Origin of the sequence: Pseudomonas sp. SMN11 (assembly GCF_052041945.1) — a bacterium.
Taxonomy (GTDB): Bacteria; Pseudomonadota; Gammaproteobacteria; order Pseudomonadales; family Pseudomonadaceae; genus Aquipseudomonas.
This window is the reverse complement of sequence record NZ_JBKGGW010000004.1, coordinates 106,322-118,865: the sequence shown is the minus strand read 5'-3', so window position 1 is coordinate 118,865 and position 12,544 is coordinate 106,322. Positions and strand designations below refer to the sequence as shown.

At 62.4% G+C, this 12,544-nt stretch carries 7 protein-coding genes; 1 reads left to right on the top strand and 6 read right to left on the bottom strand.

Annotated features, from left to right (window positions below; translation table 11 throughout):
* The first annotated feature begins 113 nt into the window (after window positions 1–113).
* Window positions 114–1,301: an MFS transporter gene (locus ACLEJU_RS06275; protein WP_435422373.1), complete on the top strand. Its 1,188-nt coding sequence runs from the start codon at window positions 114–116 to the stop codon at window positions 1,299–1,301.
* A gap of 106 nt (window positions 1,302–1,407) precedes the next feature.
* On the opposite strand, the gene ACLEJU_RS06270 is transcribed toward ACLEJU_RS06275, so the two are convergent.
* The 6 genes from ACLEJU_RS06270 to aroB all read right to left on the bottom strand — a co-directional run bounded on the left by ACLEJU_RS06270 (window position 1,408) and on the right by aroB (window position 12,503).
* Complete coding sequence (locus ACLEJU_RS06270; RefSeq protein WP_435422372.1) at window positions 1,408–1,920, bottom strand: cytochrome b; 513 nt, start codon at window positions 1,918–1,920, stop codon at window positions 1,408–1,410.
* A gap of 288 nt (window positions 1,921–2,208) precedes the next feature.
* Window positions 2,209–3,273, bottom strand: coding sequence for a uroporphyrinogen decarboxylase (gene hemE / locus ACLEJU_RS06265; protein ID WP_435422371.1), 1,065 nt, complete (start codon window positions 3,271–3,273; stop codon window positions 2,209–2,211).
* 151 nt (window positions 3,274–3,424) lie between these two features.
* Entirely contained in the window at window positions 3,425–4,843 is a 1,419-nt protein-coding gene (locus ACLEJU_RS06260) for an FAD-dependent oxidoreductase (RefSeq protein WP_435422370.1), read from the bottom strand.
* A 106-nt stretch (window positions 4,844–4,949) separates the two neighbouring features.
* Window positions 4,950–9,395, bottom strand: coding sequence for a glutamate synthase large subunit (gene gltB, locus ACLEJU_RS06255; RefSeq protein ID WP_435422369.1), 4,446 nt, complete (start codon window positions 9,393–9,395; stop codon window positions 4,950–4,952).
* A gap of 375 nt (window positions 9,396–9,770) precedes the next feature.
* Window positions 9,771–11,390: an AAA family ATPase gene (locus tag ACLEJU_RS06250; protein WP_435422368.1), complete on the bottom strand. Its 1,620-nt coding sequence runs from the start codon at window positions 11,388–11,390 to the stop codon at window positions 9,771–9,773.
* A gap of 15 nt (window positions 11,391–11,405) precedes the next feature.
* The gene (gene aroB / locus ACLEJU_RS06245; RefSeq protein WP_435422367.1) at window positions 11,406–12,503 is read right to left on the bottom strand and encodes a 3-dehydroquinate synthase; all 1,098 of its coding nucleotides are present in this window, start codon (window positions 12,501–12,503) and stop codon (window positions 11,406–11,408) included.
* Between the last annotated feature and the right edge of the window lie 41 nt (window positions 12,504–12,544).

Sequence of the window (12,544 nt, the reverse complement as noted above, 5' to 3'; positions counted from 1 at the left end):
TGGATCTAATCATTAGCCAGCTATATGCTTTTTTCATTGCGCCAGAGGTACCGCCCGTGAAAACTGCTGTAGCCCCCCTTCCTGCCGGCCCAGAACCTGCCCCCCTGAACGACATGTGGATCGAAAAAGGCACCCCCGCCTTCATGAAAACCGTGCTGGCCCTGTTCAGCGGCGGCTTCGCCACGTTCGCCCTGCTGTACTGCGTGCAACCGATGATGCCGCTGCTGTCGAAGGAATTTTCCATCAACGCGGCGCAGAGCAGCCTGGTGCTGTCGGTATCCACTGCGATGTTGGCGTTCGGCCTGCTGATCACCGGCCCGATCTCCGACCGCATCGGCCGCAAGCCGGTGATGGTGTTTGCCTTGGTCTGTGCCGCCCTGTCGACCCTGGCCAGCGCGGTGATGCCGAGCTGGGAGCTGGTGCTGGTCACCCGCGCCCTGGTGGGCCTGTCGCTGAGTGGCCTGGCGGCGGTGGCGATGACCTACCTGAGCGAAGAAATCCACCCGCAGCACATCGGCCTGGCCATGGGCCTGTACATCGGCGGCAATGCCATCGGTGGCATGAGCGGGCGGTTGATTACCGGGGTACTGATCGATTTCGTCAGTTGGCACACCGCGATGCTGACCATCGGTGGCCTGGCCCTGGTGGCTGCACTGGTGTTCTGGAAAGTGCTGCCTGAATCGCGCAATTTCCGCCCGCAGTCGATGAACCCGCGCAGCCTGCTGGACGGCTTCGTCATGCACTTCAAGGATGCCGGGTTGCCGTGGTTGTTCCTCGAAGCCTTCCTGCTGATGGGCGCCTTCGTCACCCTGTTCAACTACATCGGCTACCGCCTGCTGGCCGAGCCTTACCACATGAACCAGGCGCTGGTCGGCTTGCTGTCGGTGGTGTACCTGTCGGGTATCTACAGCTCGGCGCAGGTCGGTGCCCTGGCTGACAAGCTGGGCCGGCGCAAGGTGTTCTGGGCCAGTATCGTGGTGATGGCCGGGGGTTTGCTGATGACGTTGGCCAACCCGCTGGCGCTGGTGATCGTCGGCATGCTGGTGTTCACCTTCGGCTTCTTCGGTGCGCACTCGGTGGCCAGCAGCTGGATCGGCCGCCGCGCGCTGAAAGCAAAGGGACAGGCTTCGTCGCTATACCTGTTCAGTTATTACGCGGGGTCCAGCGTCGCTGGTACGGCCGGTGGGGTATTCTGGCATCAATGGGGGTGGAACGGGATCGGCTACTTCATCGGCAGCCTGCTGGCGGTGGCCTTGCTTGTGGCCCTGCACTTGAGCAAGTTGCAACCCAAAACTGCCTGAAATGCCGAGGCGTCATGCCTCGTCGATGGCTTCGCGCCAGACGAGCATGACCGCAGCCAGCAGAGGGTTTGCCATCCAAGACCAGACAGAAGAATGCTTCATTAGCTCAAGGCAGCATTCGACGCAATATACTCCGCCCGGCAAATTCATACATGGCGACTGCACACACGTGCACCGCCACAGTCAAAGCCAGGGCGACGTTTGCTCCTATATGCACCGTGAGCCAGGCGCTTAGCCAAAATGGATCCGTCAGAAAGGGCGCTATTGCAAACCAGCCAAACACGTCAATCGCATGATCCATCATCAGCACGCCTGAAGTCAGCACCAATGCGATGAGCCAATAGATGCCTTCGTGGACAACATGCGCCATACGCCGTGCCAAGGCATTTTCGTTCAGTGCGCTCGGCCTGGCCTTCAGGTAGCGCATCAACCAGCGCAACAGAAAGACCGGAATAAACAGCGTGGTCAGGCCAACATTCACGAAACCGACCCATTGTGCAGTGGCGGGCTCGACAACAAAGCCGGTCACGTAAAAACCACTCACCAACGCCCAGACGATGACCAAGGCAGAGACCCAGTGCAACAGGATCTGCTGCCAGCAATAATTATGTTGTTGCATCAGACATACCGTGGCACAGCAACTGCTGTGCCATATACCGCTGGCAGCAAACCTCCGCAGATTCTTTCTTGTACTCATGACGCACTCCGAACTACCAAAGCTTGCGTCGGGGAGGCCCGACAGGAGTGCGCGAGTCTAGGGATGACCAAGGCGCAGATATGTAGGAAAAGACCTGGAGTTCTTCAGGTATCTCCTTCTCGGCTTGATGGCGTCGGCTTCAAAGGTGGGGTGGCGTATCAATCGCAACAAAAAGCCCGGCACTTGGCCGGGCTGTTCGTTTCAGCGCACTTACTGGTGGTACTGCGCCGACAGTTCATGCACGGCGTTGATGAACACGCCCGCGTGCTCCGGGTCGACTTCCGGCGTGATGCCATGACCCAAGTTGAATACGTGGCCGGAGCCCTGGCCATAGCTGGCCAGAATGCGTGCCACCTCGTTGCGGATAGCTTCTGGCTTGGCGTAAAGCACGGTCGGGTCCATGTTGCCCTGCAGCGCTACCTTGTCACCGACGCGGCGGCGAGCGTCGCCGATTTCGCAGGTCCAGTCCAGGCCAAGCGCATCAGCGCCGGCTTCGGCGATGCTTTCCAGCCACAGGCCGCCGTTCTTGGTGAACAGGATCACCGGCACCTTGCGCCCTTCGTGCTCGCGGATCAGGCCACTGACGATCTTGCGCATGTAGGCCAGGGAGAACTCCTGGTAAGCCGCCGCCGACAGGTTGCCGCCCCAGGTGTCGAATATCTGCACCGCCTGGGCGCCAGCAAGGATCTGGCCGTTGAGGTAGCTGGTGACTGACTGGGCCAGCTTGTCCAGCAGCAGGTGCAGGGCTTGCGGGTTGTCGTAGGCCATGGCCTTGGTCTTGCGGAAGTCTTTGGACGAGCCGCCTTCGACCATGTAGGTGGCCAGTGTCCACGGGCTGCCGGAGAAGCCAATCAGTGGTACACGACCATTGAGCTCGCGGCGGATGGTGCTGACCGCGTCCATCACGTAGCCGAGGTCTTTCTGCGGGTCAGGGATCGGCAGCGCTTCGATGTCGGCCGGGGTGCTGATGACCTTCTTGAAGCGCGGGCCTTCGCCGGTTTCGAAGTACAGGCCCAGTCCCATGGCGTCCGGGATGGTGAGGATGTCCGAGAACAGGATCGCCGCGTCCAGCGGATAGCGGTCCAGCGGCTGCAGGGTGACCTCGCAGGCGAACTGCGGGTTCATGCACAGGCTCATGAAATCACCAGCCTTGGCTCGGCTAGCTCGGTATTCCGGCAGGTAGCGGCCGGCCTGGCGCATCATCCAGACAGGGGTGACGTCAACGGGTTGCTTGAGCAGCGCGCGCAGGAATCGATCGTTCTTCAGGGCAGTCATGTCGGCATCCGGAAAAATAGTGCGGGCATTTTCTCAGACGCCAGCGCAAAAGGCACGGTCATGGCCATGCGTTTTGTCTATTGGGTGCCACAGATCAAACGATTTTGTATACAAAAATGCTTGGGGCCGCAAAGCGGCCCCAAGCAATCGATCAGACTTCGAGGTAGTCCAGGATACCTTCGGCAGCGTTGCGACCTTCGAAGATCGCCGTCACCACCAGGTCCGAACCGCGCACCATGTCACCACCGGCGAATACTTTCGGGTTGCTGGTCTGGTGCTTGAACTTGGCTTTCTCAGGGGCCACCACGCGACCTTGGCTGTCCAGCTGGATACCATGCTGGTCGAACCACGGTGCCGGGCTCGGGCGGAAGCCGAAGGCGATCACCACGGCGTCGGCCGGCAGGATCTCTTCGGAGCCCGGGATCGGCTCGGGGCTGCGACGGCCACGGGCATCTGGCTCGCCGAGACGGGTCTCGACCACCTTCACGCCTTCGACCTTGTCCTCGCCGACGATGGCGATGGGCTGGCGGTTGTAGAGGAACTTGACGCCTTCTTCCTTGGCGTTCTTCACCTCTTTGCGCGAACCCGGCATGTTGGCTTCGTCACGGCGATAGGCACAGGTCACCGACTTGGCGCCCTGACGAATCGAGGTGCGGTTGCAGTCCATCGCGGTGTCGCCACCGCCCAGCACCACGACTTTCTTGCCCTGCATGTCGACGAAGTCTTCCGGCGACTTCTCGAAGCCCAGGTTGCGGTTGACGTTGGCGATCAGGAAGTCCAACGCGTCATGCACGCCTGGCAGGTCTTCACCCGGGAAGCCACCCTTCATGTAGGTGTAGGTGCCCATGCCCATGAACACTGCGTCATACTCGGCGAGCAGCTGTTCCATGGTGATGTCCTTGCCCACCTCGGTGTTCAGGCGGAACTCGATGCCCATGCCGGTGAAGACTTCGCGACGATTGCTCAACACGGTCTTTTCCAGCTTGAACTCGGGGATACCGAACGTCAGCAGACCACCGATTTCCGGGTTCTTGTCGAACACCACCGGGGTCACGCCACCTCGCACCAGCACGTCGGCGCAGCCCAGGCCAGCCGGGCCCGCACCAATGATGGCGACGCGCTTGCCGGTTGGTTTGACCCTGGACATGTCCGGGCGCCAGCCCATGGCAAAGGCGGTGTCGGTGATGTACTTCTCCACCGAGCCGATGGTCACCGCGCCGAAACCGTCGTTCAGGGTGCAGGCACCCTCACACAGACGGTCCTGCGGGCACACACGGCCGCACACTTCCGGCAGGGTGTTGGTCTGGTGCGACAGTTCGGCCGCGGCCAGGATGTTGCCTTCGGAGACCAGCTTCAGCCAGTTAGGGATGAAGTTGTGTACCGGGCACTTCCATTCGCAATACGGGTTGCCGCAGCCCAGGCAGCGATGCGCCTGTTCCACGGACTGCTGCGGTTTGAATGGTTCGTAGATCTCCACGAACTCCTTCTTGCGCTGGCGCAGCAGCTTTTTCTTCGGGTCCTTGCGGCCCACTTCGATGAACTGGAAGTCGTTGTTCAGACGTTCAGCCATTTTTCAAAACCTCTTTACCGCAGTTGCCAGCCTCAGGCTGCAAGCTGCAAGACGATCACTTGAGCACGACGGGCCCCGCGCACGGGGCCGTCACTTGCAGCTGTTCTTACTGCGGGTTGGCACGGGTGCTGGACAGCAGTTGCTTGAGGTTGGCCGCCTTCGGCTTGACCAGCCAGAAGCGCCGCACGTAGTCGTCCAGGTTCTCGAAGAGCTCACGCCCCCACTCGCTGCCGGTCTCTTCCACGTATTCGCCAAGGACCCGCGCCAAGTGGCTACGGTAAGCTTCCATCGCCTCACCACTGATGCGCTGGATTTCCACCAGCTCGTGGTTGAGTTTGTCGACGAAGCTGTTGTCCATGTCGAGCACGTAGGCGAAGCCGCCAGTCATGCCAGAACCGAAGTTGTAACCGGTCTTGCCCAGGACGCAGACAAAGCCACCGGTCATGTATTCACAGCAGTGATCGCCAGTACCCTCGACAACAGCGTGGGCGCCGGAGTTGCGCACAGCGAAACGCTCGCCTGCGGTACCTGCGGCAAACAGCTTGCCGCCGGTGGCACCGTACAGGCAGGTGTTGCCGACGATGGCGCTGTGCTGGGTGGCGAACGGGCTGCCGGCTGGCGGCACGATGGTGACCTTGCCACCGGTCATGCCCTTGCCGACGTAGTCGTTGGCGTCGCCTTCCAGATGCAGGTTCAGGCCACCGGCGTTCCACACGCCGAAGCTCTGCCCGGCAGTACCCTTGAAGCGGAAGGTTACCGGCTTGTCGGCCATGCCCTGGTTGCCGTACAGCTTGGCGATTTCGCCAGAAATACGGGCACCGATGGAACGGTCGCAGTTGCAGATGTCGAGGCTGAACTCGCCACCGGCCTGGTCACGGATCGCCGGCAGGGCCATCTCGACCATCTTCTCGGCCAGCTCGCCCTTGTCGAACGGCGGGTTCTTGTCGACTTCGCAGAACTGCGGCTTGTCGGCCGGGATGTGCGAGCTGCCCAGCAGGGGCGACAGGTCCAGATACTGCTGGCGCTCGGTGTCGCCTGGCAGTACGTCGAGCAGGTCGGTACGGCCGATCAGCTCGCCAAGACTGCGCACGCCCAGCTTGGCCAGCCACTCACGGGTTTCTTCGGCGACGAAGGTGAAGAAGTTGATCACCATGTCGACGGTGCCGATGTAGTGGTCCTTGCGCAGCTTCTCGTTCTGCGTGGCCACGCCGGTGGCGCAGTTATTCAGGTGGCAGATGCGCAGGTACTTGCAGCCCAGGGCGATCATCGGCGCGGTGCCGAAGCCGAAGCTCTCGGCGCCGAGGATGGCGGCCTTGATCACGTCCAGGCCGGTCTTCAGGCCGCCGTCGGTCTGTACCCGCACCTTGCCGCGCAGGTCGTTGCCGCGCAGGGTCTGGTGGGTTTCAGCCAGGCCCAGTTCCCACGGGGCGCCAGCGTACTTGATCGAGGTCAGCGGCGAAGCACCGGTACCACCGTCGTAGCCGGAGATGGTGATCAGGTCGGCATAGGCCTTGGCCACGCCGGCGGCGATGGTACCAACGCCAGCCTCGGCCACAAGCTTGACCGAAACCAGGGCCTGCGGGTTGACCTGCTTGAGGTCGTAGATCAGCTGGGCCAGGTCTTCGATAGAGTAGATGTCGTGGTGCGGCGGTGGCGAGATCAGGGTCACGCCCGGTACCGCATAGCGCAGCTTGGCGATCAGGCCGTTGACCTTGCCGCCTGGCAGCTGGCCGCCTTCGCCGGGCTTGGCGCCCTGGGCAACCTTGATCTGCAGCACTTCGGCGTTGACCAGGTATTCCGGGGTCACGCCAAAGCGGCCAGTGGCCACCTGCTTGATCTTCGAGCTGCGGATGGTGCCGTAGCGCGACGGGTCTTCACCGCCCTCACCGGAGTTGGAGCGTGCACCCAGGCGGTTCATCGCCTCGGCCAGGGCCTCGTGAGCTTCCGGCGACAATGCGCCCAGCGAGATACCGGCGGAGTCGAAGCGCTTGAGGATGGCCTCCAGCGGCTCGACCTGATCCAGCGGCAAGGCCTCGTCGGCCACTTTCACTTTCAACAGGTCGCGGATCATCGACACCGGGCGCTGGTCGACCAGCGTGGTGTATTCCTTGAACTTGGCGTAGTCGCCCTGCTGCACGGCGGCTTGCAGGGTGTTGACCACATCCGGGTTGTACGCGTGGTATTCGCCACCGTGGACGAACTTCAGCAGGCCACCTTGCTGGATCGGCTTGCGCGCGCTCCAGGCTTCGGCTGCCAGCAGCTTCTGGTCACCTTCGAGGTCGACGAAGCGCGCACCCTTGATCCGGCTGGACACGCCCTTGAAGCTCAGGCCGACCACTTCTTCGGCCAGGCCCACGGCCTCGAACAGCTGGGCGCCACGGTACGAGGCAATGGTGGAGATGCCCATCTTTGACAGGATCTTCAGCAGGCCCTTGGAGATGCCTTTGCGGTAGTACTTGAACACTTCGTCCAGATCGCCCAGCACTTCGCCGGTACGGATCAGGTCGGCCAGCACTTCGTAGGCCAGGTACGGGTAAACGGCCGAGGCACCGAAGCCCAGCAGCACGGCGAAGTGGTGCGGGTCGCGGGCAGTGGCGGTTTCGACCAGGATGTTGCTGTCGCAACGCAGGCCCTGTTCGGTCAGGCGGTGGTGCACGGCACCCACGGCCATCGACGCGTGCACCGGCAGCTTGCCTGGGGCGATGTAGCGGTCGCTGAGCACCAGCTGGGTCTTGCCGCTGCGTACGGCTTCTTCAGCCTGGTCGGCAATATTACGGATGGCTGCTTCCAGGCCGACGCTCTCTTCATAGTTGAGGTCGATCACCTGACGATCGAAGCCCTCGCGCTCCAGGTTCATCAGCGAACGCCACTTGGCAGGCGAGATGACCGGCGAGCTGAGGATCACTCGCGAAGCGTGCTCAGGGGATTCCTGGAAGATGTTGCGCTCTGCGCCCAGGCAGATTTCCAGGGACATTACGATCGCTTCGCGCAGCGGGTCGATCGGCGGGTTGGTCACCTGGGCGAACTGCTGGCGGAAGAAGTCGTACGGCGAACGCACGCGCTGCGACAGCACGGCCATCGGCGTGTCGTCACCCATCGAGCCGACCGCTTCCTGGCCCTGCTCGCCGAGTGGGCGCAACACCTGGTCACGCTCCTCGAAGGTGACCTGGAACATCTTCATGTACTGCTTGAGCTGGTCAGCGTCGTAGCTGGCCACGCCCTGGTCGTCGGTCAGGGTCGCCTGGATGCGCAGGGCGTGCTGACGCAGCCAGCGCTTGTACGGGTGGCGCGACTTCAGACGGTTGTCGATGGCGTCGGTGTCGAGGATCTGGCCGGTCTCGGTGTCCACGGCGAGGATCTGGCCCGGGCCGACACGGCCTTTGGCCAGGACTTCCTCGGGCTGGTAGCCCCACACGCCGATTTCCGAAGCAATGGTGATGTAGCCATTGGTGGTCGTCACCCAGCGCGCCGGGCGCAGGCCGTTACGGTCGAGCAGGCACACCGCGTGGCGGCCTTCGGTCATGACGATACCGGCCGGGCCATCCCACGGCTCCATGTGCATGGAGTTGTATTCGTAGAAGGCGCGCAGGTCGGCGTCCATGGTCTCGACGTTCTGCCAGGCTGGCGGTACCAGCATGCGCACGCCGCGGAACAGGTCGATGCCACCAGTGACCATCAGCTCCAGCATGTTGTCCATGCTCGAGGAGTCGGAACCGACGCGGTTGACCAGCGGGCCGAGCTCTTCGAGATCGGGGATCTGGTCGTTGGCGAACTTGGTGCGACGGGCCATGGCCCAGTTGCGGTTGCCGGTGATGGTGTTGATCTCGCCGTTGTGGGCGAGGAAACGGAACGGCTGCGCCAGCGGCCATTTCGGCAGGGTGTTGGTGGAGAAGCGCTGGTGGAACACGCAGATCGCGGTCTGCAGGCGCTCGTCACCGAGGTCTGGGTAGAACGCCGCGAGATCGCGCGGCATCATCAGGCCTTTGTAGATGATGGTTTTGTGCGAGAAGCTGCAGATGTAGTGGTCGGCGTCGTGGGCGTTGGCCACGGACGAACGGCGACGGGCACTGAACAGCTTGATGGCGAATTCCTGATCGCTCAGGCCTTCACCGCCGATGAACACCTGTTCGATCTGTGGCAGGCGCTCCAGGGCCAGGCGGCCGAGCACGCTGGTGTCGATCGGGACCTTGCGCCAGCCGACCAGTTTCAGGCCGGCAGCGACGATTTCGCGGTCCATGTTGGCGCGGGCGGCTTCGGCTTTGACCGGGTCCTGGTTGAAGAACACCATGCCGACGGCGTACTGCTTGGGCAGCTCGACGGCGAAGTGTTCCTGGGCAACGGCCCGCAGGAATTGATCGGGCTTCTGCATGAGCAGACCGCAACCGTCGCCGGTCTTGCCGTCGGCGTTGATACCGCCGCGGTGGGTCATGCAGGTCAGTGCCTGCATGGCGGTTTGCAGAAGGTGGTGGCTCGGCTCGCCCGTCATATGGGCGATCAGGCCAAAACCACAGTTGTCCTTGAATTCTTCGGGATGGTACAGACCTGTTTTCATAGACACTTTCTCACCAGGTTCACCTCTCAACCGGAGGTAAATCTCTTTTATGTACAACCACTTACCATCCACGCCGATCAAACGCCAGCTTTTTTGCGGTGGCCATGGAAAACCATTGTTGCACAGCGACAGTCATACCCACAAATTTTCATGTCTCACCATTGAAAATTTATGTCGCAATTTTGAATGTTTTTGCGCCATGCGCCGTGATAGCGGCTTGGCTCGAGTCTGAAGCGTTTCAGCCATGACTGCAACAGAGGCTTGTGGCCGGCAGTCTGGGACAGAAAAGCCTGCCGCACTCAGGCGCAGCAGGCTATTCGAATGTCGTTAATCGCTCAGCAACTGGGCGGCGGGGGTGATGCCGCCCGGCAGGTATCAGCGGGCCGAGGCCAGCTCTTGTTGGACGCTGGCAACGGTACGTGGCCAAGGTTTACCAGCCTGGACCTTCGCTGGCAAGTTCTTGATTGCCGCAACCGCTGCGTCGCGGTTTGCGAAGTTGCCGTAGGTGACCACGTACAGGGGTTTGCCCTGCAGGTTTTTCTTGAAGTAGCGATAGTCGCCACCCTGCGCCTTGACGAAGGCCTGGGCCGACGCCTCGGAGCTGGTGCCGAGGATCTGCACCACATAGTTGCCTGGTTTCTGGCCCGAGTACCAGCCGCTGCTGCCACTGGCGCTGGCGACCGTTTTTTCTGCCGGCTTTGCGGCGGGCTTGGCAACAGCGACCTGAGTCGGTGCCGGTACCGGCTTGGCAGGCGCAACCGGCTTGACCGGCTGGGTAGCGGCAGGTTTCGGTACAGGCGCAACCGGCTGTGCCGGAGCGGTAGCTTGGGCCATGCTCGGAGCGGGGCCTGCGGGCACGCCCTGCGGCGGCGCGATCGTGGTCACGGTCGGCGGATTACCAGGCTGCAAGGCGGTGTTGCCGGCCGGGCCACCCTCTTCGCCATCACCCATGCCGGCAGCTTGCGCCAGCGGCTCGCGCATGACTGGCTGGGACTGACCCACCAGCGGCAGCGGCATCGGCTGCGACTGGCCGGAGAATTCGATGGCCGGATTGCCGTTGTTCGACTGGGGGCCACCTGGTTGGCCCTCGCCCAACGGCAACTGGGCCTGGGCCACAGGCGCCTCGGCAGGGGCCTTGTCGCCTTTCTTGGGCATCAGAACTGCAGCACCTACGGCGACCACGACGACAGCGGACAGCGCGAGTACGTGTTTCTTAGGCATTTTGAACCCCATGGATGGTCGCTTGACCGTGGTACGGCTGGCGATCATGGCTTCGATCAAAGTATCACGGGCGACCTGGTTGATGTTGCCAGGCCATCCGTCGGAGTTTTCATGAATATCGACTAGTTGTTCACGGGTGAACACCTCGATGCCCCGTCCAGCGCCTTCCAGGCGTTGCTCCAGGTACTCGCGGGTTTCTTCCTCGCTGTAGGGGGCAAGTTCAATGACGTGGAAGCGCTCTTCCTCGACCTGGATCTCGTCCAACCCGGCAATCAGCGAAGGCTCGCCGAACAGGAACACGTGCGGGCGCCCTTCCGGCAGCCCTGCAGCCAGCTCCAGCAACGCTTGGAGTGCCGACTCGTCGAGTTGTTCCGCATCGTCCACCAGCAAATAGACTTCCTGCCCGGTCAGTGCCAGCTGCACCACCTTGTTCAGGATCGCCTGCACTTCAGGCTGGGCCACTTCCAGCGTTTGCGCTACCTGGCCGAGCACACTGGCGGCGTCAATGGCGCCGCGGGCAGACACCACTACGCTCAGCACCGTCTGCTTGTTGGTACTGGCCACCAAGGCCTGGCGCAGCAGGGTCTTGCCGCTGCCCACAGGGCCGGTGACCACCAGCATCAGCTGGCTGTAGCGGGCCAGGTGATGCAACTGACCCAGCACCGGCTTGCGCTGGGCAGGGAAGAACTTGAAGCCGGGCACACGCGGCGCGAACGGATCGTGGCTCAACTGGTAATGTTCGAGGAACGCCTCATCGGCATGCAAACTGGTCATTACGCTGTCACAACCTCAAAGCTGGGCCACGATCGTGCGGTAATCCGCCGACAGCGTGGCCTGAAGAATCTCTTTCGGATAGTCGTCGGTGATCACGGCTTCGCCCAACTGGCGCAGCAGCACCAGCCGCAGGCGGCCATCGAGCACCTTCTTGTCGACCGCCATATGCTCCATGAAATGCGCCGGGGTCATTTCCTGTGGTGGCACCACCGGCAAACCTGCGTCCTGCAGCAGGCGGATACCGCGATCACGCTCGGCCTGGTCGATCCAGCCCAGGCGCATGGACATTTCCAGGGCCATCACCGTGCCTGCGGCCACGGCTTCACCGTGCAACCACACGCCGTAGCCCATGTGCGTTTCGATGGCGTGGCCGAAGGTATGGCCCAGGTTCAGGGTGGCACGCACGCCGGACTCACGTTCGTCGGCGCCAACCACCGCAGCCTTGGCAGCGCAGGAGCGGCTGATCGCTTCGGTCAGGGCTGCGGGCTCGAGGGCGCGCAGGGCTTGCATATTGTCTTCGAGCCAGCTCAGGAACGGCTTGTCGCAGATCAGGCCGTACTTGATCACTTCGGCCAGGCCCGCCGACAGCTCGCGCTCGGGCAAGGTCTTGAGGCTGGTAGTATCGATCAGCACCGCGTTGGGCTGGTAGAAGGCACCGACCATGTTCTTGCCCAGCGGGTGGTTGATGCCGGTCTTGCCGCCCACCGAGGAATCGACCTGGGACAACAGGGTGGTCGGCACCTGGATGAAGTCGACGCCGCGCTGGTAGCAGGCTGCGGCAAAGCCGGCCATGTCGCCGATCACGCCGCCGCCGAGCGCGACCACGGTGGTACGGCGGTCATGACGCGCAGTCAGCAGACCATCGAAGATCAGTTGCAGGGTTTCCCAGTTCTTGTGGGCTTCGCCGTCCGGCAGGATCACCGACACCACCGCATAGGCACCGAGGGTCTTGCTCAGGCGTTCGAGATACAGAGGCGCGACGGTTTCGTTGGAAACGATGGCAACCTGCCGCCCGCGAATATGCGGTGCCAGCAGTTCGGCCTGGTCCAGCAGGCCTTCGCCAATGTAGATCGGGTAGCTACGCTCGCCGAGGTCGACCTTAAGTGTCTGCATGTATCCCCACAATGTACTTGGGCGCGGCGCCGGCTGTTCGA

Bases quoted from the DNA above. Each gene is read 5' to 3' on its own strand.
- aroB (WP_435422367.1), bottom strand. From the start codon at position 12,503: ATGCAGACACTTAAGGTCGACCTCGGCGAGCGTAGCTACCCGATCTAC.
- gltB (WP_435422369.1), bottom strand. From the start codon at position 9,395: ATGAAAACAGGTCTGTACCATCCCGAAGAATTCAAGGACAACTGTGGT.
- ACLEJU_RS06270 (WP_435422372.1), bottom strand. From the start codon at position 1,920: ATGCAACAACATAATTATTGCTGGCAGCAGATCCTGTTGCACTGGGTC.
- ACLEJU_RS06275 (WP_435422373.1), top strand. From the start codon at position 114: ATGTGGATCGAAAAAGGCACCCCCGCCTTCATGAAAACCGTGCTGGCC.
- ACLEJU_RS06250 (WP_435422368.1), bottom strand. From the start codon at position 11,390: ATGACCAGTTTGCATGCCGATGAGGCGTTCCTCGAACATTACCAGTTG.
- ACLEJU_RS06260 (WP_435422370.1), bottom strand. From the start codon at position 4,843: ATGGCTGAACGTCTGAACAACGACTTCCAGTTCATCGAAGTGGGCCGC.
- hemE (WP_435422371.1), bottom strand. From the start codon at position 3,273: ATGACTGCCCTGAAGAACGATCGATTCCTGCGCGCGCTGCTCAAGCAA.